The organism is Rhizobium pisi (assembly GCF_003938655.1).
Classification (GTDB): domain Bacteria; phylum Pseudomonadota; class Alphaproteobacteria; order Rhizobiales; family Rhizobiaceae; genus Rhizobium; species Rhizobium pisi.
Map to the genome: position 1 here is coordinate 1 of NZ_RJJT01000039.1, position 24,913 is coordinate 24,913.

Below are 24,913 nucleotides of genomic sequence, written 5' to 3' on the forward strand. Positions count from 1 at the left end.
TCGAGCACGGTATAACCCAGCATCTGCGAGGCCGTCGGATAAGTACCGGCCGCCACCATCGCCTTCAGCGCCGTCATCGCCGCGTCACCGCCACCACCAGCCACCGGTACGTCCTTCCAGGCAAAACCTTCCTTCGACAGATCCTGCTTCAGCACGTTCAAAGCCGCAGCCTCGCCGCCCGACGTCCACCAGTGCAGCATCTGCACTTCCTTCACATCGGCTGCCTGCGCGCCACCAAGACCAGCCATCATCACAACAGCAATAGCCGCCGAACTTAAAAACCTATTCATCGAAGAACCTCCCAGTTCCAGTTTGGAAGATGCGGGACCCATTCCCGCACCAATCACCCGCCCTCCTCGAGCGTAGTTCGACCGCCGGCTAGGCCGGCTTTTCCGTCTGCGGCATCCACCAGCTGGTGCGTTTGCCGATATGCATGTTGAGCGTCTTGGTCTCCGTATAGTCCTCGACCGCATGGCGGCCGAGTTCACGGCCGAGGCCGCTTTGCTTGTAGCCGCCAAAGGGCAGTTCCGAGGCGCCGTCCATGAAGGTGTTCATCCAGACCGTGCCTGCCCGTACCGACCGGCCGATCGTCAGGCACGTGTCGAAATCGCGGCTCCAGACGCCGGCCGACAGGCCGTAGTCGATCGAGTTCGCAATCCCGATCGCTTCGGCTGACGTCTCGAATGTCAGGACCGAAAGGACCGGCCCAAAGACTTCCTCGCGCGCCACCGCCATATCCGGGGTGACCGCTTCAAGGATCGTCGGCGACATGAATTGCCCCATGCCAAGGTCAAGCGTCTCGCCACCATGAGCGACCCGTGCGCCGCCGCTTCTTGCACCGGCGACATATGTCGATATTTTCTCCAGATGCTGCGGCGTGATGATCGCGCCGACCTGCGTCGAAGGATCGAGCGGGTCGCCGACTTTCACGGCCTTCGATAACTCGGCAATCCGCTTGACGACATCGGAAGCGATTGATTTGTGAAGGATCAGCCGCGAGCCGGCATTGCAGCACTCGCCGGCATTGAAATATGCACCGAAGACCGCGGCGTCGATGAACGCATCGAGATCGGCATCCGGGAACACGATCTGCGGGTTCTTTCCACCCAGTTCCAGCGAGACCTTCTTCAGCGTCTGCGCGGCATTCGACATCGTCAGTTTTCCGACACCGGTCGAGCCGGTGAAGGATACCATGTCGACGTCGGGATGAGACGTCATGACCGCACCGACCTCAGGTCCCGTACCGGTGACAATATTGACGACGCCATCCGGAATGCCTGCCTCCTGCAGGATCTCGCCCAGAACGAGCGTCGATCCCGATGTCAGTTCCGAAGGCTTGACCACGGTCGTGCAGCCTGCGGCCAGGGCGAATGGCAGCTTCTGGCCGACGATCAGGAAGGGAAAATTCCAGGGCGTGATGATCGACACCACGCCGATCGCTTCGCGCAGGACGACGCCGAGCGTGCCGTCGCCAAGCGTGTTGTAGCTTTCGCCATGGAGATCGCGGGCGAGCGCAGCCGCATAGCGCCATATGTCGACGGAGCCTGCAATTTCGCCTCGCACCTGTGTGATTGGCTTTCCTGCCTCGATAGCATCGAGAAATGCCAGCTCTTCCGCACGTGCCGCAATCAGATCGGCGGCCTTGAGTAGGATGGCAGAACGTTCGGACGCGGTCATTCGAGGCCATGGCCCGAGGTCGAAGGCGTTGCGCGCGGCTGTTATGGCGCGCTCGGCATCCTTCCTGCTGCCGGTCGGGAACCAGCTGACCACGACGCCATGGCTTGGCGCGACACGCGCGATCGGATCGGAAGCGCCGGCTTCCCATCTGCCGTCGATGAGCATCCTGAAATCGCGCGCCTTGTGGTCGCTCAGCGCGGTGGGGTTGACGAGGACCGTCATTACCATTCTCCCTTAAACGTTGCCGGGCGCTTCTCGCTGAACGACGCGACGCCCTCTTTGAGATCGCCGGTCTTGGCGGCGAGGATCGAACCCAAGGCTTCGACCGCGGTTCCGTTGTCTTCGCCGTTCGCCGATGCAATCATCAACTTGACGATCTCGACGGCGGCAGGTCCCCTTGCAGCAATTCGTTCGGCATATTCCCTGGCGGCGGCCAGCGAGTTTCCTGTCGGAACGACCGCATCGACCATACCAAGCAGGCGCGCCTGCTCGGCGGTGAAGATCTCACCGCCCAGAGCCATGCGTCGGACGACCTGCGCGCCAAAGCGGCGGACGAGACGCTGGGTCCCGGACCAGCCCGGCACCATGCCAAGGCCGGTTTCCGGCAGACCGATCTTGATCTGCTCCTCGGCAAGACGAATGTCCGCGACCCCCGCAAGCTCAAGCCCTCCTCCGAGAGCGTGGCCGTTCAGAGCCGCAACCAGCGGCACCCGGAGCGTCGCCAGCCTTTCGAAGATGCGGTGGCCCTGCCGCACCCAGGCGTGACCGAATTCCTGCGGCAGCATTCCGCCCCAGGCCTTGATATCGCCTCCGGCGGAAAAGCCCTTCCCTTCGCCGGTGAGAATGGCAGCGCGCACATTCGCGTTCGCCTCCACCTCGTCGGCGGCGTCCGCCAAGGCTTTCAACATGTCGAGGTCGAGCGCGTTGAGCTTCTCCGGGCGAGAAATCGTCAGCGTCGCGACGTGTCCTTCGACGTCGACCTTCACCGTTCCGCTAGCCATTGAAGGTACCCTCCAGTGTCCGCGCCCTCTTTGCCGGAAGCGACAGGCCGATCCGTGCCTCCTGGAAGAGCGCGGCGTCCATGACCTTCAGGTCGGGCGCGACGATCAGCGGGAACTCGGACTGATCGAGGATGTGGGTCTGAAGATCGACGCCGGGGGCAATCTCGGTGAGGACGATGCCGTCAGGCGTCAGCTTCATTATGCATCGCTCGGTGACATAGGTGATGTCCTGCCCCTGCTCGATCGCGCGCTTGCCGCTGAAGGTAACGTGTTCGACCTCGTTCACCAGCTTCTTCAGCTTGCCTTCTTTCTCGATCAGGAGAGCGCCATCGGCGATCGAAAGCTTCGCTCCGGCATTGAACATGCCGGAGAAGACGATCTTCTTCGCCCTCGCCGTGATATCGACGAAGCCTCCGGCACCCGCCGTCACATGGGGCCGGAACGAGAGCTTGGAGACATTGACGGAGCCGTCCTTGCCGATCTCGAGGAAGGAGAGAAGCGACGCATCGAAGCCTGCGCCCTGGAAATAGGTGAACTGATAGGGAGACGGCATGTAGGCGTCGGCATTGGACGCGCAGCCGAAGGCAAAGTCGAGCAGCGGCACGCCGCCGACCGCGCCCTGCTCGATGACCCAGGTAACGGCGCCATGGAGCCCCTCCTCCAGCAAAATCCGCGGCACATTGGCCGAGATGCCGAAGCCGAGATTGACGCAGCTTCCGGCCTGAAGCTCCTGAGCGACACGACGCGCGATGACTTTCTGGACATTGAATTCCGGAACGCTGAAGCTCTCGAGCGGGCGGAAGATCTCCCCTGATATCGCGGGATCGTACGCCGTCTGCGTTGTCTGCTTCTGCTCGGGATCGACAACGATATAGTCGACCAGCATTCCAGGCACCCGGACGTCATGGGGCTTCAGCGAGCCCTGCTTGGTGATCCGCTTGACCTGGGCGATGACGATACCGCCGTTGTTGCGTGCGGCAAGCGCCTGATCGAGGCCGCCGAGATAAGCGCCTTCATGTTCATATGTGAGGTTGCCGCGCTCGTCGGCGGTGGTGGCGCGGATGATGGCGACCTGAGGGACGATCGAGGGAAAGAATAGCCAGTCGTCACCCTCGAAGCTGAGGCGCTTGACCACCGGATGCTCCGAAGCCAATTCGTTCATTGCGCAGCCCTGCCGCCGGGGATCGACGAAGGTGTCGATGCCGACCTTGGTCAGGACACCTGGCCGCTTCGCGGCGGCTTCGCGATGAATGTCGAACAGGATGCCGGAGGGAATGTTGTAGGCCGGGATTTCGTTGTTGGTGATCATTTGCCAGATCAGCGGCGGCTCCGACGACGAAGGGCCTGAGGGATAGGAACCGCCAATGATCCGCTTGAGCAGGCCCCTCTTGGCGATGTGGTCGACGCCCTTGATGCCGCTCATGTCGCCGGCGGCGATCGGATGAAGAGTGGTGATGTCACGGGGATGGCCGGTCGCATCGAAACGTTCGCCAATCGCCTTCAGCATGAGATCCGGGCAACCGAGACCGCTCGAGGACGATACCGTTACAACGGCGCCATCCGGGATCAGCGCGGCCGCTTCGGCCGGGGTAAGATGCTTCTTCATTGGCATCACGCAAAGTCCTGTTTGATTTTGACGCTCATGCCGGCTCCGCAGCTCTCGCGAACGACCAACCGAACAGCTGTCGTCACCGTCTCCGCCTCGGCCTTGCCGGCATTGATCTGCTTGAGAAGCATTTGCGCGCCGCGCCGCCCAATGCCTTGCGGATCGACCGAGACCGTCGTCAGCGCCGGAACGGCCGCCTGGGCCTCGATGACGTCGTCGAAGCCCACGACGGCGAAGTCGGAGCCGGGCTCCAGACGGCGCGCGCGCAATCCGTCGCAAACACCGAAGGCCACGGCATCGTTGAAGCAGACGGCGGCTGTCGGCCTATCAGCAAGACCGATCGCTTTTCCGATCGCCTCGACCCCGCCCGCTCGCGAGGGCGCGGACGCGATGACGAGTTCTTCACGGTAGCCGAGCCCGGCTGCCTCGACGCCATTTCGGTAACCGGCAAGGCGGTCGTCGAAGACAGCGGTATCGGGAAAGCCGCCGAGAAACGCGATGCGTTTATGACCGAGTTCCGCCAAGTGCTGAACGGCGGACATCATGCCGGCCTGGTTGTCGGACACGATCGAGGAGACTTTGGCGCCGGGCAGGTTTCGGACGACAACCACGACAGGAATCCCCGCAGCAACGAGTGGCTTGAAGTCCGCGGCATCGGTGGCGCGCGCCGGCGACACGATGAGGCCGGAAATGCCATGTTCGCGCATCGATGCGACAACCTCGCGCTGCCGGTCGATGCTCTCGCCGGTGTTCGACAGGAATTGTACGAAGCCGGCCGACTGAACGACCATGTCGACCCCAACCGCGAGCTCGGCAAAGAAGCTGTTCGTCAGATCGTTCACGACGACGCCGATGATCCTCGATTTGGCACCGGCTTGGCGAAGATTGGCTGCGCCGCGATTGTAGACGTAGCCCAGCTCGCGCATCACCACATTGACCTTGGAACGCGTGCCTTCATTGACCAGGGAGGAGCCCTGAAGCACCAGCGAAACCGTCGACTTCGAGACGCCGGCGGCCTTCGCAATGTCAATGACGGTTACCCGCGGCTTCGTCACTCTTTCCTCCACACGATCAACGTAGACTGATCGTTAAATATTTGGAACGTTCCAATTCTGTCAAGTGAAATCTGCGCAGGCAGGCGCCTTGTAGAAGTATGCAAAGCGAAATTCGGCTTTCTGGATCGCCGAATTTTCTGCCTAAAAATTGGAACGATCTAAAACCCGGCCATGACTGAGAGATATGTGTCGATATTTTGCGACCTGCAAAATCGTGCTTTGCGCACGACTAAAAGATCATTGAAGGTGTTTCCCGTGAAGGCAAGGACCCGCCGAACCGACGTCACGGCTTGCCCAAAGGGGCCGCCGACCATGGGCGAGGTTAGAAATGCAAGAGGATGCGGATCAACATTCACCGTAACCCTTCCCATCGAGAGCAGGTAACGCTTCTGCGAGCAGTGACGCTGCCTGATATTTCTGGATTGCTGTCCTGCATATCTACCCTATCCTTCTCTCAGTAGAGGAGGACCATGCCATGGCTTTCATTCACACTCCCAATGCATCCGCCAGCGAGAAGACGACGTCGATGTATGCGTCGGCGGAGGCGAGCTACGGTTATCTGCCGAATATGTACCGTGCCTTCGGCCACCGGCCTGAGGTGATGGAAAGCTGGGGAGCGCTGCTTTCGAGCATTCGCAGCCATATGAGCCTCAGGCGCTACGAGCTGGTGACGCTGGCGGCGGCCAAGGAGCTGAAGTCCTCCTATTGCATGCTGGCGCATGGCTCCGTGCTGTTGCGCGAAGGTTTCACCAGCGACGGGCTGACGGCGGTCGTCAACGAGACGGAAAAGGCGCCGATCGATGCCGGCGAACGCGCGATCATGGCCTTTGCCGCCAAGGTGGCGCGCGATGCGACGTCGATTACGCAGCAGGATATAGACGGGCTGAAGAAACATGGGCTGGGCGATGCCGAGATCTTCGACGTCACCGCCGCCGCAGCGGCCCGGTGTTTCTTCTCGAAAATGCTGGATGCGCTGGGTGCTGCGCCCGACCACGCCTATATCGAGCGGCTGGAGCCGAATGTGCGAAAGGCGCTCAGCGTCGGCCGCGAGGTCGAGCGGCCCCTAACGCCTGCGCCACCCCACGGCACATCGCAATGATGCGGTAATTGAGAAGGCCGCAGCGCCTACTCCTTCGGCCTGTCAGCAAAATGCCGGATTGCGAATTCGGCGATGTTCTGGCTCGCCCGATCGGCATCATCGAGCAGCGAGGGAAACAGCTGCCACTGATGAGGCATGCCCGGCCAGACCTCGGTGGTGACATCCACACCGGCCTGGCGCGCCTTGTCGGCGAGCCGCAGCGTGTCATCAAGCAGGGCTTCGCCGGAGCCGACCTGCAGCAGCAACGGCGGAAAGCCCTTCATGTCGGCATAGAGCGGCGACACCTGGGGATCTGTCGGCGGCCGGCGGCGGAGATACGGCTTGCCAAGGGCTTCGATCCAGGCCTTATCGACCAGCGGATCGCTTTCGGCATTGGAGGTCATCGATCCGCCCGTCGCGGCGAGATCGGTGATGGGACTGAGCGCCACCACAGCCGCCGGCAACGGCTTTGCCGCCTGCATCTGCCGCAGAACCGTCTCGATTGCGATATTGCCGCCGGCGCCGTCTCCCGCCACGACCACGTTCCCGTTGTCATAGCCGTTGTCGAGAAGCCAGCGATAGGCCGTCAGCGCGTCGTTGATCTGCGCGGGATAGCCATATTCCGGCATCAGCCGATAATCGATAAGGAGCACGTCGCTCGATGCCGCCTTGGCGAGCGAGCCGGCAAGCAGGCTGTGGGTGCGGATGGAGCCGCTAGAGAAGCCGCCGCCGTGGATATAGAGGATCACCCTTTCACCAATCGGGTGATGAAGACGGGCTGGCCACATCAGCTCGGCTTTGACGCCATCGGCATCGATCTGCCGAAGCTGGATTCGCGTCGGCCCCGGCGTCGCCTCCATCAGCGCCTTGAAGGCCGTGCGCTGCTGCTGCAGGCTGTCAGCGCCGGCAAAATGATCCTTCCAGAGGCCGACGAGCTTTTCGACCTGCGCACGCGAAGTCTGACTTTGCGGCCCTATGTCCTGCCCGACCGCCGCCGTTGTCAGCAACAGCGTGGTCGCCAAAGCGGCGAACAGAGATGCGAGCCGCCTGGGGGCTCGAATACCAGCTGGCGAATTCCGACCGTTCATCAACCTCTCCCGACGATCCTGGCCATGGCGGCATCTTTGGCCGGTTCGCTCACAGGAGTCAAAAGGGTGACAGACGCAAACCTCAAGCTTTTTCCGCGGGCATCGCCTCGATGATCGCTCCGAAGCCCGCCATCATGTGGCGGCGCTCGGATGACGGGACATGGCGGCTCCTCCGGAAACCTTCCGCCGCGCCTGGAACGAAGCCGGCAGTTGCCCGTTCACTGCGGGCTCTTCACGCTGCTTCTCAAAAAATTGGGCAAACTCCCTGCCGGCATGGCTTGCCATTTGCGGTGCTTCCGTCGGAAATGGATTCCGTGCTTGGCGGTCCCAGTCCGGCACATCGTCTCGCATGTGAGTGAAGGATACCGATGACCACCATCTATCTTGCCGGCCCGGAAGTCTTTCTCCCGGATGCCATGCCCATCATGGCCGAAAAACGCCGTTTGGCACGCCAGTTCGGCTTCGAGCCGACCGGCCCCGGCAGCGACGAAAACCAGACGCCGGTGAAGCGGACGGCTGCAGAGATCTACGCACGCAACGACACCGCTATGCGTCGTGCCGAGATCTGCCTTGCCAACATTACTCCCTTTCGAGGCGTCAGCGCCGATCCGGGTACGGTCTATGAGATCGGCTTCATGATTGCGCTCGGAAAAGCGGTCTTCGCCTATACCAATCACCCCGATGACTATGGCCTGCGTGTTCGTTCCATCTGGTATGCGGGGCTTGATATCGATGAGACGAGCGGGCGCCCACGCGGACCGGACGGCATCGCGATCGAAAATCACGGCTTGTCCGACAACCTGATGATCGACCGAGGCATCGAGGCGACGGGAGGCAAAGTGTTCCGTGCGGCCGCTCTCCCCGCGGATCCCGCCCGCGACCTGACGGTTTATTTTGAAGCGCTTCAAACGATCACCAGCCTGCGCGCTGACGGCGCCCGCGGCATCGATTTCAGCCTTACGCCGCGCGCATCGCCTCGATGACTGCCCTAAAGCCCGCCGACATATGGCGGCGGCTCGGATAGTAGAGATAGAGCGGTTCCTCCAGTTGGCACCAGTCGTCCAGCACTTGGACGAGTTTGCCACTGGCGATCGCCCTTTCCGCCCGTGGCTCCCAGACATAGGCAAGGCCGACGCCATCAAGCGCCGCCTGCATCATCAGCTCGTGATCGTCGAGCGACAGCGGCCCGGTCGGCTGAAAGCTGACCGTCTGGCCGTCCTTCTCGAATTCCCAGGCATAACGCGCGCCTGACGGAAACATGTTCTGGATGCAGAGGTGCCGTTTGAGCTCGTGGGGCGTTTCGGGCTTCGGACGTGTCTCGAAATAGGCTGGCGAGCCGACGACGACCAGGCGGATGCGCGGCTTGATGCGTAGCGCAATCATGCCTTCGGTCACACGCTCACCGAAGCGGATCCCGGCATCGAAACCTTCCTCGACGATATCAACCAGCCTGTCGGTGGCGTTGATTTCCAGCTGCAAGTTGGGATTCTTCTTGAGCAGCGGCCCGACGACATGGCCAATCACGAAGGGGCCGATCGAATTCGGCACGTTGATCCTCACCTTGCCGAAGGGCGTGTCGCGATAGCGGTTGAGCGCATCGAGCGCGCCCGCCATCTCGCCGAAGGCAGGGTCGAGATGCGAGATCAGGAGCTCGCCGGCCTCGGTCAGCGAAACGCTGCGCGTCGTGCGGTTGAGCAAGCGGATTCCGACCCGATCTTCGAGATTGAGCACGGCATGACTGACCGCGGAGGCTGTGACACCCCGCTCCTCGCCCGCCTTGCGGAAACTTTTATGCCGCGCAACGGCCGCAAAAGCTGCGAGTTCGGAAAGTTCGGCAGCACGCATTGCTGAATTTCACTCATCACAGTGTCAAGAATAACGAATCTTATACATCAGAGGATTTTCGGTCAAATTCAACCTGTCAGCACAGAGATGCGACGCCAACCGAATAGTTCTGGAAAGGAATTCGCCATGAAAGTCTGGTTCATCACCGGTGCATCCCGCGGCTTCGGCGCGCTGATGACTGGGGAAGCCCTTGCAGCAGGTGATGCCGTCATCGCCACCGCCCGCAACCCGAAGACCGTCACCGAGCAGTTCGGCGATCATCCGAACCTGCTTGCCATCGCCCTCGACGTCACCAACGAGGCGCAGGCAAAGGAGGCCGCGGCTGCCGGTATCGCCCGCTTCGGCCGTATCGATGTTCTCGCCAACAACGCCGGCTACGGCTTGCTCGGCGCCGTTGAGGAAGCCACGGCCGAAGAGATCGAAAAGCTCTATGCCACGAATGTCTTCGGTCTCCTGAAGGTGACACGCGCCGTGCTGCCCTATATGCGCCGCCAGCGTTCCGGCCAGGTGCTGAACTTCTCCTCGATAGGCGGTTATTTCGGCTATCCCGGCTGGGGCGTCTACGGCTCGACGAAATTCGCCATCGAGGGCCTCTCCGAATCGATGGCCGCCGAACTCGAGCCCTTCGGCATCAAGGTGACGATCGTCGAGCCCGGCTTCTTCCGCACGGACTTCCTCGCCGACAATTCATTGGCGATCAGCCCGGCTTCCATCGCCGATTACGAAGGCACGCCGGCCGGCAACATGCGCAACTTCGCCGTCGACGCCAACCATGCTCAGCCCGGCGACCCTGCCAAGCTCGCTGCCGGTATCATGACAATGGTCAACTCAGCCAATCCGCCGCTGCGCATGCCATTCGGCAGCGATACCGTGGCAATGATCGAGGCTCAGCATGCGAGCGTCGAAACGGAACTTGCTGCCTGGCGCGAACTCGCCCTCTCTACGGATTTCGCCAGCGATACGACGGCCGCGGCCTAAGATCCCTGCCGCCCATCCCAACTTTAAGGGACGAGGCGGCGGCACCGTCGAGGCAGCTGGAAAGAGCGCCTTGCGACAAATTAGCATTCGCCTCTCGCCGGGGATGACTTAGATCTAGGTCAAGTCACGACCATGAAGAGGCAATGCATGTCCATCAAGACCATTTGTATATATGGCGCCGGGGCGCTTGGCGGTGCCATCGCCGCCAAGCTCGCAAACCGGGTCGGGAACGACGCCACCGTCTCCGTTGTCGCCCGCGGGGCTCATCTCGAGGCTATCCGCAGCCGCGGCCTCAGCCTGCGCGAAGCCGATGCGGAAACGCCGCTTGACGTCCATCTCACAGCAACAGACGACCCTGGGACATTGCCGCCGCAGGATCTCGTCATTACCGGCCTCAAGGGGCATCAACTCCCGCCCGCCGCCGAGGGGATCGCAAGCCTCCTCAAGGATAGCACCCGGGTCGTCATGATCCTGAATGGCATTCCGTGGTGGTATTTCCATCGCGACACCAGGAGCGGGCACGCGGAACTGCAATTCGATGAACTCGATCCCAACAGCAGGCTTTGGCGGCTGATCGGGCCGGAACGTGTCATCGGCTGCGTCGCCTATCAAGGCGCGGAGGTGATCAATCCGGGCGAGATCCGGCTTTCCAACAGGGGACGCTTTGTGCTCGGCGAGCCCTCCGGCGAAATGTCGCCCAATCTCGAGGCGATCGGGGCCTTGATGACCAGTGCCGGCCTCAGCATTACGACGACACCCGATATCCGCGACGAGATCTGGAGCAAGCTGATGGGCAATGCCGCCTTCAACCCGATCAGCGCGCTGACGCGGGCTGTCATGACCGACATCATGGCGGATCCGGCGCTTTCGGCCATGGTCGGCAAGGTGATGAACGAGGTGCGCGCCGTCGGCGAGGCGCTGGGCGCGCGCTTCACCATGACGATCGAGCAGAGGCTGGAACATTCGCGCCATGTCGGCGCCGTGCGGACATCGATGTTGCAGGATCTGATCGGCGGCAAGGCACTCGAAATTACGCCACTGATCGGCATGCTGGTGGCTCTCGGGCGCCTGACAGCCGCGCCGACCCCGGTGTCGGAAACGGTCCTGGCGTTGGTGACGCAATTGGATCGGGAAAATCGGCGTGGCAGCTGATGGCAGGGCGGCCGGGAAAGCGGCCGCCTTCGCTTATTTTCCGACCTGCTCGGCCCAGTTCGGCGCCTTGCCGCCGCTGTTGAGGAAGGTCATCGCCATATTCGCCATGAGAGGCGAGGCAAAGGTCTCGTAGTGGGTGAGATCGGGCAAGATTGCCAGTCGGTTCTTCGACATGTTTTCCCGCGTCCAGCCCGCATCACGCAGGCCGCCGCCGAGCTTATGGTAGAAGTCGATCATATGCTCGGGGCGGATCATGTCGGCATCGCCATACATCAGCATAACAGGCATGGTGAGCTTTGCGATCGCATCGCTGTAATCATTGGGTTCGCGCATCAGCGCACCCATGGCGTCGAGCAGCTTCGGGAATTCGGATACGTCGGGCGCCACCGCCTTGTAGGACAGGAACATCGGCGTGCCCTTCATCATGTCGGCCATAGCGGCGCTGACGGCCGCCTGCTGCGGCAGCATCTCGGGGAAGAAACCATTCTGCGCATAGGGTGCTGAGAGTATTACCAGCCGACGCACGCGGTCCGGTGCATTCGCCGCCATGTTCAGCGCCACTCCGCCGCCGAAGGAATAACCGAAGACATCGAGCTTGTCGTAGCCGAGCTGCTTCACCAGGATCGCGAGATCGGCGCCGATTGCCGGAAGCTCGATCGGGCGATTGCCGAGGGGCGTGCGGCCATGGCCCTGCAGATCGACGGCGATCACCTGCCGGTGGTCGGTGAAAATCGGCATGACGGGCGTGAACATCTCGATCTGCCCAAGGCCACCATGAAGGAGAAGCAGCGGTTCGCCCTCGCCGCGGATCTCGTAATAATAATCGATGCCGTTGACCGGCACATTTCCCTTTCGCACGATCGGCGCTATCGCCTTGTCGTCCTCGATCGCAGGCGCGCCGCCGGCAGCTGACATATCCGGGGCGGCCAGGAATGTGGCGGCTGTGGCGATCATAGAAATCAACGTCATCTTCGACATGCCCTTGCTCCGTGTTTGCATCGATACCGCAAGGACGGCTGTGATCATCCCCTTCCGACATCACACGTCGAAATTTCTGCCGTCGGCCTTTATATCATTCCTATATTTTCACACCTCGCCCCGAATGGATTTCCTATCGCAGCCGGCAGTAGACTCTCGCCATTATTGCAAAGGTCAAATGCCATGCGAAATGTGATGTCCTCCGCCTTCCACCCTCTTCGCCCGCACAGAATCACGCGCAGCAGCCGGCAGGTGCGCGAAAAGCGCACCGCTTGGGCGCTGATCGTCTTCGGAGTCGTGCTCGCCTCCGTCGAGCTTTACATCGTTTACTCCGCGCTCTGAGTCCCCTTCCCCGAAACGGCAGGGAACGCAGACATGCGTTGAAGGGCTGATTTCCAACCTTTCCTTAACTGACATGTCGCTAAAATGTCGGCATACATTTCAGACGCCACGAGACCAATGCCGAAACCGAATTTCCGCTTCACCCATTATGATCTCAAGGAACAACGCGCCGGGACGATCATCGAGGTGTCGTTGAATGCGGTGAACAATGTTCGCCTGATGACGTCGCCGAATTTTCAGCGGTTCACCGAGGTTCTCGATTTCAAATATATCGGCGGCGTGGCGCGAAAATCACCGATCAAGATCGCCGTTCCTGAAAGCGGTCACTGGCACGTGGTCGTCGATATGGAGGGCCATCACGGCCTTGCGGAATCTTCCGTCAAGGTGATTGCCGCGCCGGCCAATCAGAAGATGCCGCGGCCTTCCTGAGATTTTGCAGCACCGTGCATCTTTCGAACGCGCAAAACCGTGACAAGACGCCCAATCGTGCTGATCTTTGATTGCGATCAATGAATCAGACCGCAACGTCGGTCACAGTTCTGTGGTCGCGAGGCTTACCCCGCACAGCCAGCTGCAAGTCGGCTCCTCATTCATGTTCTGCTAGAGAGTGGGGAACAGCAGCTATGATCTTCATCACCTGGGGCAGTCCATGACTTCGAACCCGATCGATCATATCCCCAATATCATCGATCCAGGCGATGCGCTCGGCGAAGTCCTTTTCGGATTGATCATGGCGCTAACATGGACGGTAGGTTCGAGGCTTGTTTTTGAAGATGAAGGGTTAGATGTCCACGAGTTGATCGTCGCAACAATCGGATGCAACGTCGCTTGGGGGATCATTGACGCCGTGTTGTTCATTCTGGGTACGACGTTTTACAAGAGCAGACGGCTGCGCCTTTTTCGGCAAATCAAAGCCGCCAGAAGCGAACCTGCTGCGCTCAAGATGCTCGCGCAAGAATTCCCGATCGAAGAAGCACCGTTGTCTGCAAAGGCCGCCGATGCGGATGCGCTCTATCGATCACTCCTGACGCTTGCATCTCGGGCCGATCCTGTGAAGGTGTCCTTATCGAAAGGTGATCTCTCTGCCGCCATCGCGGTCTTCTTTCTGGTCTCGGTCACCTCCATTCCGGCGGTGACCCCTTTCCTTCTCATCGACAGCGCGCACCTTGCTCTGAGAGTCAGCAACCTGTTTCTCATCATGCTGCTGTTTGTAACGGGCTATGCGTGGGCGAGATTTTCGGGAGGCAGGCCTTTTTATGCAGGGATGACGATGACTTGTCTCGGATTGCTTCTGGTTGCGATAGCGATCGCTCTTGGCGGCTAAGCCCCCTTTGCCGCCGACCAGGCATAAACGTCAGCGCGGATTGCGCTCCTTGCGAAGCTTCGCCCACCATTCCAGCCGCTTGCGGATATCGCGCTCGAAGCCGCGCTCCGGCGGATCGTAGAAGGTTTGGCGGCCCATCTTCTCGGGGAAATAATCCTGGCCGGAAAAGGCGTCAGGCTCGTCGTGGTCATAGCGGTAACCCTCGCCATACCCCTCGCCCTTCATCAGTTTCGTCGGCGCATTAAGGATGTGCTTCGGCGGCAGCAGCGAGCCGTTCTCCTTTGCAGCCTGGCTGGCGGCCTTGAAGGCCGTGTAGACGGCATTCGATTTCGGCGCCGTGGCGAGATAGACGCAGGCCTGGGCGAGCGCCAGTTCGCCCTCAGGCGAGCCGAGATACTCATAGGCATCCTTGGCGGCGTTGCAGATCACCAACGCCTGCGGGTCGGCAAGGCCGATATCTTCCACCGCCATGCGCACCAGCCGTCGTCCGAGATAAAGCGGATCCTCGCCGGCATCGAACATGCGGGCGAGATAATAGAGCGCGGCATCCGGGTCCGAGCCGCGCACGGACTTATGCAATGCAGAGATCAGATTGTAGTGACCGTCCTGCGCCTTGTCATAGACCGGGGCGCGGCGCTGGACGATGCGCGTCAGGCCTTCGGTGTCGAAGCTTTCGCCCTCGCGCGCCGCACGCCAGACCTCTTCGGCGAGTGTCAGCACGGCGCGGCCATCGCCGTCAGCCATGCGGATCAAGCTGGCACGAGCCTCCTCCGTCAGTGGCAGCGGCTTCTGCTCGATCGTCTCGGCGCGCTTCAGCAACTCCTCCAGGCTCTCCTCGTCATGCGACTTGAAGGTCAAGACGCGGGCGCGCGACAAGAGAGCGGCGTTGAGCTCGAAGGACGGGTTCTCGGTGGTGGCGCCGACGAGGATGACGGTGCCGTCCTCCATGACGGGCAGGAAACTATCCTGCTGGGCGCGGTTGAAACGGTGAATCTCGTCGACGAAGAGCAGCGTCTGACGGCCGTCCATTCGCCGCAGGCGGGCTGTCTCGAACACCTTTTTTAGATCGGCAACCCCGGAGAAGATCGCCGATATCTGCTCGAAAGCCAGGCCCGCCTCGCCCGAAAGCAGCCGCGCTACCGTCGTCTTGCCGGTGCCCGGCGGCCCCCAGAAGATCATCGAGCCGAGCGAACCGCTTTCGATCATCCTCTTCAGCACGCCGTCCTCACCGGTCAGGTGTTCCTGACCGGTGACATCGGCGAGCGTCTTCGGCCGCAGCCGGTCGGCAAGCGGCCGCCTGGCGGCAACCTCTTCCGGAACACGCGGCGCGAAAAGGTCATCGCTCATCGGAAAAACTGCCGAATGCGCCGGCCGTCACGCTCGATTTCGACCCGCCAGAGGCCGGGATCGCTGTCGGCGATCTCGGACAGCTCGCTGGTTGTCGTCACGTTGGTGCCGTTGATCGAGACGATGATGTCCTTCGGCTCGAAACCGAGACGGGCGGCTGGAGAATCCTCCTTTACGTCGGAGACAACGACACCAGCCGATTCCGACGGCATGCGCAGTTCATCGGCAACACGCGGCGACAGGTTCTCGACGACCGCACCGGTAAAGGGCGTGTGTCCGCCGATCGTGCGCTGGTCGCGCGGTGAGGTTTCCGGCGCGCGGGCGAGCGTCAGCGGAAGTTGCTCCTCGCGGCCGTTCTCGATGACGGTAAGCTTGACCGACTTGCCGAGACCGGCCGTCGTCAGCCGGTAGAGCAGCGCATCCGGATGTTCGACGGAAATGCCGTCGACGGCCGTGACGATTTCGCCGGCCTTCAGCCCGGCCTTGGCAGCCGGCCCGCCTTCCGAAACCTTGACGACGAGTGCGCCTCGGGCCTTGTTGAGCCCCAGCGCCTCAGCCACCTCAGAGGTCACGGCATCGAAGCTCGCGCCGACATAGGGGCGCTCGAAGGATTTGACGCCGGCATCGGCCGAGGCGAGGAAGACCTTGACCAGATTGGCGGGAATGGCAAAGCCGATACCGTTGGAGCCGCCGCCGCGCGAGAAGATTGCCGTGTTGATGCCGATCAGTTCGCCCTTCATGTTCATAAGCGCGCCGCCGGAATTGCCCGGATTGATCGAAGCATCGGTCTGGATGAAGAAACCGAACTCGTTCTTGACCACCTGATTGCGGGCAAGTGCGGAGACGATGCCGCTGGTCACCGTCTGGCCGACGCCAAAGGGATTGCCGATCGCCAGTACGAGATCGCCGACCTCGACGGCGTCGGAATTGCCGATCGCCAGTGTCGGCAGGTTCTCCTTGGTATCGATCTTCAGCACGGCGAGGTCGACGCGGTCGTCGCGCAGCACCACCTTGCAGGGGAATTCGCGGCCATCCGACAAGGCTACCTTGATGTCGTCGGCGCCTTCGACGACGTGATTGTTGGTCACGATGGTGCCATTGGCCTCAACGATCACACCCGAACCGAGAGACGATTGCTTTTCCGAGCGGTTCGGCATCTGCTGGCCGAAGAACTGCTCGAAGAAAGGGTCGCCGGCAAAGGGAGACTGGCGCTGGATGATCTTTTCCGCATAGACGTTGACGACGGCGCCTGAGGTCTGTTTGACCAGCGGCGCGAAGGAGAGCTGCATCTGCATCTGGCTCTCCGGCACGGTCTTTGCCGTCTGCGCGTGAACGGCAGCCGGTAGAACGAGCATCAGAGCGAAGAGCGAGACGGACGCGCGCTTGAAAAGGCCTGGCATGGGTATCCCTTTTGAATCCTCTTGAGAAATTGTTTTAGCGCCCGACGCTAGAAAGGAAAGAGGGCGGAAGCATGGAAGAATAAGGCAAGGAGAGGCTCAAGAGATTCTGCTTGAAGCATTTGCGATTTCGATTCAGGAAGATCGGCCATGCAACTGATATCAAAAGCCAAAATCTGGGCGAAGTCACTGAAGCGTGACATCGTTGCATTGTGGCTGGCCGCACGTGATAGCCGCGTGCCGTGGTACGCAAAAGCGGTGGCGGGCGCCGTTGCAGCTTACGCGCTGTCACCAATCGATCTCATCCCCGATTTCATTCCCGTGCTCGGATATCTCGGCGATCTCGTCATCGTGCCGCTCGGCATCCTGTTGGCGACGCGGCTTGTTCCGGCCGACGTGATGAGCGAGCTTCGCGCGGAAGCCGCAAGGCGCATCGAGCGCCCTTCCGGCCGGGCCGGATTGATCTTCATCCTTGTCGTCTGGCTCGCCTGCATCATCTTCCTGGCTCTGGCATTGCGCAAGTTCGCCTGAACGGCAGCAACGGAGATCTACGAATGACGGTGACAAGAGCGATGACGGCGGCCTTTGGTTTGGCGATCCTGATTTCCGCATCGAATAGGACCGAGGCGGCGAGCTTCGATTGCGACGCAAAGGAATTGAAGCCGGACGAAAAGGTAATCTGCGATAACCGTGCCCTGAACGACGCCGATGTGAAGATGGCGACCACTTTCGAGCTACTCTCCGGCCTGTTGGCAATGGGCTCGCGCGGCACATTGCAGGACGAACAGACCGCCTGGCTGAAGAAACGGCAGGAATGCGGAGCTGATGCTGTCTGCATCAAGGCTGCCTATGACGAGCGGCTGAAGCAACTTGGCGAGACCTATAAAAACATCAACCGGCCGCTTTGAAAGCGGCCGGTTGGCAGAACAACTGACTTTTAGTCAGTGGGCATCCGTTGAGATGCCTCAGCGGGCGTTCAGATCGCGCACGGCGCCGCGATCGGCGCTCGTTGCGAAGGCTGCGTAGGCCTTCAGCGCTGTCGTGACGTTGCGCTTGCGGACTTCTGTGGGATGCCAGCCCTTGGCGTCCTGATCGGCGCGGCGGGCGGCAAGTTCGGTTTCGCTGACGCGCAGGCTGATCGTGCGGCTGGGGATGTCGATGTCGATCATGTCGCCTTCACGCACCAGGCCGATCATGCCGCCATTCGCCGCTTCCGGCGAGACGTGGCCGATCGAAAGACCGGAGGTGCCGCCGGAGAAACGGCCGTCGGTGATGAGCGCGCAAGCCTTGCCGAGGCCCTTCGATTTCAGATAGCTCGTCGGATAGAGCATTTCCTGCATCCCCGGGCCGCCCTTCGGGCCCTCGTAGCGGATGACGACGACGTCGCCGGCCTTGACCTCATTGGCGAGGATCGCCTTGACTGACGCATCCTGGCTTTCGAAGACGCGGGCGGGGCCGGAGAATTTCAGGATCGATTCATCAACGCCGGCCGTCTTGACGATGCAGCCGTCGATCGCAAGGTTGCCCTTCAGCACGGCAAGACCGCCGTCCTTCGAGAAGGGATGCTCGACCGAGCGAATAACGCCGTTTTCGCGATCCGTGTCGAGTTCGTCCCAACGGGCCTCCTGGCTGAAGGCAACCTGGGTCGGGATGCCGCCCGGAGCGGCGCGATAGAAGTTGCGGACCGTTTCGCTGTTGGTGCGGGTGATATCCCAGCGGTCGATCGCATCGCCGAGCGTTTCGGCGTGGACGGTCGGGCAATCGCGGTTCAGCAGGCCACCCCTGTCGAGCTCCCCGAGGATCGACATGATGCCGCCGGCGCGGTGGACGTCTTCCATGTGCACATCACTCTTGGCGGGCGCGACCTTCGACAGGCACGGCACGCGGCGCGACAGCGCGTCGATATCGGCCATGGTGAAATCGACCTCGCCCTCATGAGCAGCGGCAAGAATATGCAGGACGGTATTGGTCGAACCACCCATGGCGATGTCGAGCGCCATGGCATTCTCGAAGGCCCGCTTGGAGGCGATGGTGCGCGGCAGGGCCTTGACGTCGTCCTGCTCGTAATAGCGGCGGGCGAGATCGACGATCAGGTGGCCGGCTTCGACGAAGAGGCGCTTGCGGTCGGCGTGGGTGGCGAGCGTTGAGCCGTTGCCCGGCAGCGACAGGCCGAGTGCTTCCGTCAGGCAGTTCATGGAGTTTGCGGTAAACATGCCGGAGCAGGAGCCGCAGGTCGGACAGGCCGAGCGCTCGATGACCTTGACGTCCTCATCAGAAATTTTGTCGTCGGCAGCAGCAACCATGGCGTCGACGAGGTCGAGAGCATGCGTCTTGCCGTGCAGCACGACCTTGCCAGCCTCCATCGGGCCGCCGGAGACGAAGACCGTCGGGATGTTGAGGCGCAGCGACGCCATCAGCATGCCGGGGGTGATCTTGTCGCAGTTGGAGATGCAGACCATGGCGTCGGCGCAATGAGCGTTGACCATGTATTCGACGCTGTCGGCGATCAGTTCGCGCGAGGGCAGCGAATAGAGCATGCCGTCATGGCCCATGGCGATGCCGTCGTCGACGGCGATCGTGTTGAATTCCTTGGCGACACCGCCGGCAGCTTCGATTTCGCGAGCGACGAGTTGGCCGAGATCCTTCAGATGCACGTGGCCAGGCACGAACTGGGTGAAGGAATTCACCACGGCGATGATCGGCTTGCCGAAATCCGAATCCTTCATGCCCGTGGCGCGCCAAAGGCCGCGCGCGCCCGCCATGTTGCGGCCGTGGGTCGTGGTTCTGGAACGGTAAGCTGGCATCGGTGTCTTCCTCGATATCTAGGAATTATCAGGCGAAGCGGGCGGCTGTGGAGTTTGCGGGCCAGGCGATCGCTGCTTTTTGGAATTGTCCTAATCCAATCGACCGAGACTGTCACTACCGGGAAGGCCAAATCCGGTACGCTGCCGCGTGGAGCGATCCGAAGCGCATCCATCATATACGGTTCGACGAGGCCTTTCGTTACAGCCCATCCCATCACAGCCGAACACAAAAAATTGGCTTCCCGTCGGCGATATTCAAGGCATAGACATTGATCGAACATGCGGGCGGTTCGTTTAGGAACTATAATGGGTAATCCGCCCTGGAGGTTTTGACATGCCAACCTATCGCCCACCGAAGATCGTCTCATCTGTGATCACGCCGCGGCAAGTCTATCTGCGTCGCCGCGAATTCCTGGGCGCTGCAGCACTTGGCGCCATGGCGCTCTACGGCGCCGGTAAGGCCAGCGCGGCCGCGCTTTCTGCCGTCGAGAGCAAATACAAGGTCGATGAGAAGACGACCCCGCTCAAGGACATCAAGACCTACAATAATTTCTATGAGTTCGGCCTCGACAAGGGCGATCCCGCCGCGCTTTCCGGCAATTTCAAGCCGCTGCCCTGGACGATCAAGGTCGACGGCATGGTCAACAAGCCTGGCACCTTCGACATCGAGGCGCTCATGAAGGAATTCCCGATCGAGGAGCGCACCTATCGGATGCGCTGCGTCGAGGCCTGGTCGATGGTCATCCCCTGGGACGGCTTTCCGCTGGCGTCCTTGCTCGACAAGGTCGAGCCGCTCGGCAGTGCCAAATACGTCGCCTTCGAAACGGTCGTGCGGCCGGAGGAAATGCCGGGACAGAAGGGATTTTTCCAATCGCTCGACTGGCCCTATGTCGAGGGTCTGCGCCTCGATGAGGCGCGCCATCCGCTGGCACTGCTTGCCGTCGGCCTCTACGGCGAAACGCTGCCGAACCAGAACGGCGCACCGATCCGGCTCGTCGTGCCCTGGAAATACGGCTTCAAGGGCATCAAGTCGATCGTCCGTATGACGCTCACCGACCAACAGCCCAAGAATACCTGGCAGGTGACCAACCCGCAGGAATACGGCTTCTACGCCAACGTCAATCCGGCCGTCGATCATCCGCGCTGGAGCCAGGCCACCGAACGGCGGATCGGCGAAAGCGGCTTCTTCGGGGCGAGCCGTCACCCCACCCTGCCCTTCAACGGTTATGCCGACGAGGTGGCAAGCCTTTATGCCGGCATGGATCTAAAGGCGAATTTCTGATGGCGGAACTGTCGCTCGCCATCCCCAAGCGCTGGCAGCCTGCCTCCGTCTGGCTGCTTTACGTCGTCGGGCTCGTGCCTGCGGCCTGGACTTTCTATCTCGGCGCGACCGATCAGCTCGGCGCCGATCCGGTCAAGACCTTCGAGCTTTTCCTCGGCATCTGGACGATCCGTTTCCTTATCGCAACGCTTGCCGTCTCCCCTGCCCGCGAGCTTTTCGGCTGGAACTATCTGCGTTATCGGCGCGCGCTCGGCCTTTTATCCTTCTATTACGCGCTGATGCATTTCACCGTCTACATGGTGCTCGACCAGGCGATGGATATTTCTGCCGTCATCAACGACGTGCTGAAACGCCCCTTCATCATGTTCGGCATGGCAGGCCTTGCAATGCTTGCGCCGCTGGCAGTGACATCCAACAATTTCTCCATCCGCCGCCTCGGCAAGAACTGGATCTGGCTGCACCGCCTCGTCTACATCATCGCTGCCTGCGGGGCGCTGCATTTTGCGCTCTCGACCAAGATCCTCGATCTCCAGCAGTATATCTATGTCGGGCTGATCATCGCGCTCATCCTCTACCGCTCCTACCGGCCGATCGCACGCAGCCGGAAGAAGGAGCAAGGACGGCCGCGCCAGCGGGCGGTGGCTCCAGCTCGATGAGGCTTGGGGTCAGCGAGGACGCCTTGCCGGATCGAACCTGCAGGCCACGGCTATTCCGATCGCGTAGGCCAGGATGTTCCAGAGGGAAAATATACGGCCGAGCAGTAGGGCGCCTGCGGTGGTCAGCCGAAACGCGTCGAGCCAGGGCGTGTGATAGAGCCGGAATAATTCGACTGAAATGGCCACGCACAGCGCCGTGATAGCAATTGCCGCCGGCCGCAATCTGCCAAAAATAGCGCCAACAGCAGATAAACCATCGCGCCCCACAGGGCCGATCCGCCATATTTGACGACGATGAAGGGCAGATCGACGGCGTAGCCGAAGCGCCTGAGCGCCAGTCCGAGGACGATGACGAGAAGCAGGGCGGCGAGACGGAGGAGCTGTGGTCGTGACCGGGTTTGAATAATTTCGCGCAATGACCTTGTCCCGTCACGATCTCGGGCGATTGACGGCCGGAGGTGCAGATATTTCACTATAAGCAAGCCGGTCGTCGGCCAATACACAAACGAAAACAGCCGGGCTTTGCAGCCCGGCTGTCCTGTTTCCGGCGAAGCCGAAAATCTTAGGCGGCGACAGCCTGCTCTTCGGCAGCGACGCGGGCCTTGTCGGCTGCGCCCTTGGCGAAGGTGTCGCGGTCAACGAATTCGACAACGGCCATGGCGGCGTTGTCGCCCTGACGGAAGCCGGCCTTCATGATGCGCAGGTAGCCGCCGTTACGGGTGGCGTAGCGCGTTGCGATCGTGTCGAACAGCTTCGAAACGACGGCAGCGTCGCGGATCTGCGAGATCGCCTGACGACGAGCATGCAGGTCGCCGCGCTTGCCGAGCGTGACGAGCTTCTCGACGATCGGGCGGATTTCCTTGGCCTTCGGCAGGGTCGTGACGATCTGCTCGTGGGTAATCAGCGAAGCCGCCATGTTGGCGAACATCGCCTTGCGGTGGCTTGCAGTTCTATTCAGCTTGCGGCCGGCTTTACCATGGCGCATTGCTATTCTCCTTTAATGCAGGTGCCCTTACGCTAAATGGGCCTGCCGTTTCCTTGCACATGCAGGCGATCGGCCTGCTGTTTGACGGGGAAAGGCAGCCGAAAGAGCCTGCCTTTTGTTTTCTCAGTACTGGTCTTCGTAACGCTTGGCGAGATCTTCGATGTTCTCGGGCGGCCATGCCGGCACTTCCATGCCGAGGTGCAGGCCCATGGAAGCGAGAACTTCCTTGATTTCGTTCAGCGACTTGCGACCAAAATTCGGCGTGCGGAGCATTTCTGCTTCGGTCTTCTGAATGAGGTCGCCGATGTAGACGATGTTGTCGTTCTTCAGGCAGTTTGCCGAACGGACCGACAGTTCGAGTTCGTCCACCTTCTTGAGGAGAGCCGGGTTGAAAGCGAGTTCGGTGACTGCTTCCTCTTCGGTTTCCTTCTGCGGCTCGTCGAAGTTGACGAAGACGCCAAGCTGATCCTGGAGGATGCGCGCCGCGAAAGCGACGGCGTCTTCGCCGGTGATCGAGCCATCGGTTTCGATGGTCATGTTCAGCTTGTCGTAGTCGAGAACCTGTCCTTCGCGGGTATTTTCAACCTTGTAGGACACCTTCTTGACCGGCGAATAGAGGCTGTCGACCGGGATGAGACCGATCGGAGCGTCTTCCGCACGATTGCGTTCGGCCGGAACGTAGCCCTTGCCGTTGTTGACGGTGAATTCCATGCGGATTTCGGCGCCCTCGTCGAGCGTGCAGATGACATGCTCGGGGTTGAGGATTTCGATATCGCCGACCGTCTGGATGTCACCAGCCGTGACAACGCCCGGGCCCTGTTTGCGCACGACCATGCGCTTTGCGTCGTCGCCATCCATCTTGATGGCGATTTCCTTGATGTTGAGCACGATATCCGTGACGTCTTCGCGGACGCCCGGAATCGAGGAGAATTCATGCAGCACGCCATCGATCTGCACCGCCGTGACGGCAGCGCCGCGCAGCGAGGAGAGCAGAACGCGGCGAAGCGCGTTGCCGAGGGTGAGGCCGAAGCCGCGCTCCAGCGGTTCGGCAACAAGCGTCGCTCTGGTGCGCGAGCTCGAGGAGAACTCCACCTTGTTCGGCTTGATCAGTTCCTGCCAGTTCTTCTGAATCATGAGTTTGCCTTCCGTTCGTTGCCACCATCCAATCGTGGCAACCGAGCTTGAAAACCACCGGGAGCGCGAAGGCGCTCACCGGTGACGAGAGCGATGATCAGACGCGGCGCTTCTTGCGCGGACGGCAGCCATTGTGCGGGATCGGGGTCACGTCGCGGATGGACGTGATCATGAAACCTGCAGCCTGGAGCGCGCGCAGAGCCGACTCACGACCCGAACCCGGACCGCAGACTTCGACTTCCAGCGACTTCATGCCGTGCTCCTGGGCCTTCTTGGCGCAGTCTTCGGCAGCGATCTGGGCAGCGAACGGGGTCGACTTGCGCGAGCCCTTGAAGCCCTTGGCGCCAGCAGACGACCAGGCAATCGCATTGCCCTGCGCATCGGTGATGGTGATCATCGTGTTGTTGAAGGTCGAGTTAACGTGAGCGACACCCGACGAGATATTCTTGCGCTCGCGACGGCGAACGCGGACGGCTTCCTTAGCCATGGTATTCCTTTCTTGGATCTCTTCACCGCCGTAATGCCAGCGGCTACACCGGAACGGCGCCTATATGGTCCCGCTCCAAACTCAAAAGAGGCCGGCGCAGACCGCCAGCCTCCCCACTCCGGTTTCCCGGAAATTACTTCTTCTTACCAGCGATTGCCTTTGCCGGACCCTTGCGGGTGCGGGCATTGGTGTGCGTGCGCTGACCGCGGACCGGAAGGCCGCGGCGATGACGCAGGCCGCGGTAGCAGCCGAGGTCCATCAGGCGCTTGATGTTCATCGCGGTATCGCGACGAAGATCGCCTTCGACCTGATAGTCGCGGTCGATGGCTTCGCGGATCTGAAGGACTTCTGCGTCCGTCAGCTGATGCACACGACGTTCGGCCGGGATACCGACCTTTTCGACGATTTCCTGTGCGAATTTCGGACCGATCCCGTGAATGTAGGTCAGCGCGATAACAACGCGCTTCGCAGTCGGGATGTTGACGCCAGCGATACGTGCCACGCCTGTTCTCCTTGCATTCCAGTTGCCATCCGGCAAGTGGGCTTCGTTATGCGGCTCTTGAGAACCGCCCGTTCAGATTTACGTCCGTAACATGTCAAAACGACCGCACCCGGACTTCCCTGGGAAATCCGCGCCGATCGCATGGAATGTCGCGAGTTGGCGCGGTGTTTAGCGGAATCACTGCTGAAAAGCAAC

Annotated in this window: 25 protein-coding genes and 2 pseudogenes; 11 read left to right on the forward strand and 16 right to left on the reverse strand. The window is 61.1% G+C overall.

The annotated features are described in order from the left end of the window. The 5 genes and pseudogenes from EFD55_RS31510 to EFD55_RS31530 all read right to left on the reverse strand — a co-directional run. Positions 1-290: pseudogene (locus tag EFD55_RS31510) on the reverse strand (sugar ABC transporter substrate-binding protein); the annotation flags it as partial. 88 nt (positions 291-378) lie between these two features. Beyond that, positions 379-1,899 (reverse strand): aldehyde dehydrogenase family protein, encoded by a 1,521-nt coding sequence (locus tag EFD55_RS31515; RefSeq protein ID WP_125850868.1) that lies wholly within the window; start codon positions 1,897-1,899, stop codon positions 379-381. Further along, positions 1,899-2,678 (reverse strand): enoyl-CoA hydratase/isomerase family protein, encoded by a 780-nt coding sequence (locus EFD55_RS31520; RefSeq protein WP_125850870.1) that lies wholly within the window; start codon positions 2,676-2,678, stop codon positions 1,899-1,901. The genes EFD55_RS31515 and EFD55_RS31520 overlap by 1 nt, the downstream gene beginning before the upstream one ends. Next, a complete protein-coding gene (locus tag EFD55_RS31525) occupies positions 2,671-4,284 on the reverse strand; it encodes an acyl CoA:acetate/3-ketoacid CoA transferase (protein ID WP_183736905.1) in 1,614 nt (537 codons plus the stop codon). Before EFD55_RS31525 ends, EFD55_RS31520 begins: the two co-directional genes overlap by 8 nt. A 5-nt stretch (positions 4,285-4,289) precedes the next feature. Next, positions 4,290-5,339 (reverse strand): LacI family DNA-binding transcriptional regulator, encoded by a 1,050-nt coding sequence (locus tag EFD55_RS31530; protein ID WP_125850874.1) that lies wholly within the window; start codon positions 5,337-5,339, stop codon positions 4,290-4,292. A gap of 475 nt (positions 5,340-5,814) precedes the next feature. On the opposite strand from EFD55_RS31530, the gene EFD55_RS31535 reads away from it, so the two are divergent. Next, positions 5,815-6,438 (forward strand): carboxymuconolactone decarboxylase family protein, encoded by a 624-nt coding sequence (locus EFD55_RS31535; RefSeq protein ID WP_125850876.1) that lies wholly within the window; start codon positions 5,815-5,817, stop codon positions 6,436-6,438. Positions 6,439-6,464: 26 nt separating this feature from the next. On the opposite strand, the gene EFD55_RS31540 is transcribed toward EFD55_RS31535, so the two are convergent. Then, positions 6,465-7,505, reverse strand: coding sequence for an alpha/beta hydrolase (locus EFD55_RS31540; protein ID WP_125850878.1), 1,041 nt, complete (start codon positions 7,503-7,505; stop codon positions 6,465-6,467). Between the two features lie 368 nt (positions 7,506-7,873). On the opposite strand from EFD55_RS31540, the gene EFD55_RS31545 reads away from it, so the two are divergent. After that, positions 7,874-8,488 carry a nucleoside 2-deoxyribosyltransferase gene (locus EFD55_RS31545; protein ID WP_125850880.1) on the forward strand — a complete coding sequence of 205 codons (615 nt, stop codon included), beginning with the start codon at positions 7,874-7,876 and terminating at the stop codon, positions 8,486-8,488. Here EFD55_RS31545 and EFD55_RS31550 read toward each other — a convergent pair. Then, positions 8,463-9,350 (reverse strand): LysR family transcriptional regulator, encoded by an 888-nt coding sequence (locus EFD55_RS31550; protein ID WP_125850882.1) that lies wholly within the window; start codon positions 9,348-9,350, stop codon positions 8,463-8,465. The two genes, EFD55_RS31545 and EFD55_RS31550, sit on opposite strands and share 26 nt — an antisense overlap. A 126-nt stretch (positions 9,351-9,476) precedes the next feature. On the opposite strand from EFD55_RS31550, the gene EFD55_RS31555 reads away from it, so the two are divergent. Beyond that, positions 9,477-10,328 carry an oxidoreductase gene (locus EFD55_RS31555; protein ID WP_125850884.1) on the forward strand — a complete coding sequence of 284 codons (852 nt, stop codon included), beginning with the start codon at positions 9,477-9,479 and terminating at the stop codon, positions 10,326-10,328. Between the two features lie 147 nt (positions 10,329-10,475). Beyond that, entirely contained in the window at positions 10,476-11,480 is a 1,005-nt protein-coding gene (locus EFD55_RS31560; protein ID WP_125850886.1) for a ketopantoate reductase family protein, read from the forward strand. A gap of 33 nt (positions 11,481-11,513) precedes the next feature. Here the strand turns inward: EFD55_RS31560 and EFD55_RS31565 are convergent, their stop codons facing one another. Continuing rightward, the gene (locus EFD55_RS31565; RefSeq protein ID WP_183736899.1) at positions 11,514-12,506 is read right to left on the reverse strand and encodes an alpha/beta fold hydrolase; all 993 of its coding nucleotides are present in this window, start codon (positions 12,504-12,506) and stop codon (positions 11,514-11,516) included. A gap of 135 nt (positions 12,507-12,641) precedes the next feature. Here EFD55_RS31565 and EFD55_RS33410 point away from each other — a divergent pair, with 135 nt between their 5' ends. The 3 genes from EFD55_RS33410 to EFD55_RS31575 all read left to right on the forward strand — a co-directional run bounded on the left by EFD55_RS33410 (position 12,642) and on the right by EFD55_RS31575 (position 14,124). Continuing rightward, positions 12,642-12,800, forward strand: coding sequence for a hypothetical protein (locus EFD55_RS33410; RefSeq protein ID WP_165504848.1), 159 nt, complete (start codon positions 12,642-12,644; stop codon positions 12,798-12,800). Between the two features lie 117 nt (positions 12,801-12,917). Further along, positions 12,918-13,229 carry a DUF1883 domain-containing protein gene (locus tag EFD55_RS31570; protein WP_125850890.1) on the forward strand — a complete coding sequence of 104 codons (312 nt, stop codon included), beginning with the start codon at positions 12,918-12,920 and terminating at the stop codon, positions 13,227-13,229. 220 nt (positions 13,230-13,449) lie between these two features. Then, positions 13,450-14,124, forward strand: coding sequence for a VIT1/CCC1 transporter family protein (locus EFD55_RS31575; protein WP_125850892.1), 675 nt, complete (start codon positions 13,450-13,452; stop codon positions 14,122-14,124). 30 nt (positions 14,125-14,154) lie between these two features. On the opposite strand, the gene EFD55_RS31580 is transcribed toward EFD55_RS31575, so the two are convergent. Both EFD55_RS31580 and EFD55_RS31585 read right to left on the reverse strand, forming a co-directional pair. Beyond that, positions 14,155-15,471 (reverse strand): replication-associated recombination protein A, encoded by a 1,317-nt coding sequence (locus EFD55_RS31580; protein WP_125850894.1) that lies wholly within the window; start codon positions 15,469-15,471, stop codon positions 14,155-14,157. Next, a complete protein-coding gene (locus EFD55_RS31585) occupies positions 15,468-16,871 on the reverse strand; it encodes a DegQ family serine endoprotease (RefSeq protein ID WP_125850897.1) in 1,404 nt (467 codons plus the stop codon). The genes EFD55_RS31580 and EFD55_RS31585 overlap by 4 nt, the downstream gene beginning before the upstream one ends. Positions 16,872-17,018: 147 nt before the next feature. On the opposite strand from EFD55_RS31585, the gene EFD55_RS31590 reads away from it, so the two are divergent. Both EFD55_RS31590 and EFD55_RS31595 read left to right on the forward strand, forming a co-directional pair. After that, complete coding sequence (locus tag EFD55_RS31590; RefSeq protein WP_125850899.1) at positions 17,019-17,399, forward strand: YkvA family protein; 381 nt, start codon at positions 17,019-17,021, stop codon at positions 17,397-17,399. Positions 17,400-17,422: 23 nt separating this feature from the next. Next, a complete protein-coding gene (locus EFD55_RS31595) occupies positions 17,423-17,776 on the forward strand; it encodes a lysozyme inhibitor LprI family protein (protein WP_125850901.1) in 354 nt (117 codons plus the stop codon). A gap of 57 nt (positions 17,777-17,833) precedes the next feature. On the opposite strand, the gene ilvD is transcribed toward EFD55_RS31595, so the two are convergent. Further along, entirely contained in the window at positions 17,834-19,672 is a 1,839-nt protein-coding gene (ilvD, locus tag EFD55_RS31600) for a dihydroxy-acid dehydratase (protein ID WP_125850903.1), read from the reverse strand. A 334-nt stretch (positions 19,673-20,006) separates the two neighbouring features. On the opposite strand from ilvD, the gene msrP reads away from it, so the two are divergent. Both msrP and msrQ read left to right on the forward strand, forming a co-directional pair. Beyond that, positions 20,007-20,954: a protein-methionine-sulfoxide reductase catalytic subunit MsrP gene (msrP, locus tag EFD55_RS31605; protein ID WP_125850905.1), complete on the forward strand. Its 948-nt coding sequence runs from the start codon at positions 20,007-20,009 to the stop codon at positions 20,952-20,954. Continuing rightward, a complete protein-coding gene (gene msrQ, locus EFD55_RS31610) occupies positions 20,954-21,610 on the forward strand; it encodes a protein-methionine-sulfoxide reductase heme-binding subunit MsrQ (protein WP_125850907.1) in 657 nt (218 codons plus the stop codon). The genes msrP and msrQ overlap by 1 nt, the downstream gene beginning before the upstream one ends. 9 nt (positions 21,611-21,619) lie before the next feature. Here the strand turns inward: msrQ and EFD55_RS31615 are convergent. From EFD55_RS31615 to rpsM, 5 genes and pseudogenes are all read right to left on the reverse strand, one after another. Then, positions 21,620-22,026 (reverse strand): annotated as a pseudogene (locus EFD55_RS31615) (ribosomal maturation YjgA family protein). Between the two features lie 146 nt (positions 22,027-22,172). After that, positions 22,173-22,595 (reverse strand): 50S ribosomal protein L17, encoded by a 423-nt coding sequence (gene rplQ / locus EFD55_RS31620; protein WP_003573769.1) that lies wholly within the window; start codon positions 22,593-22,595, stop codon positions 22,173-22,175. A 123-nt stretch (positions 22,596-22,718) separates the two neighbouring features. Beyond that, on the reverse strand, positions 22,719-23,729 hold the full coding sequence (locus EFD55_RS31625) for a DNA-directed RNA polymerase subunit alpha (protein ID WP_003547579.1): 1,011 nt from the start codon (positions 23,727-23,729) through the stop codon (positions 22,719-22,721). Positions 23,730-23,826: 97 nt separating this feature from the next. Further along, positions 23,827-24,216 (reverse strand): 30S ribosomal protein S11, encoded by a 390-nt coding sequence (rpsK, locus tag EFD55_RS31630; RefSeq protein WP_003547577.1) that lies wholly within the window; start codon positions 24,214-24,216, stop codon positions 23,827-23,829. A 133-nt stretch (positions 24,217-24,349) separates the two neighbouring features. Further along, positions 24,350-24,718, reverse strand: a complete 369-nt coding sequence (rpsM, locus tag EFD55_RS31635) for a 30S ribosomal protein S13 (RefSeq protein WP_003573772.1) — start codon at positions 24,716-24,718, stop codon at positions 24,350-24,352. Positions 24,719-24,913 lie beyond the last annotated feature (195 nt).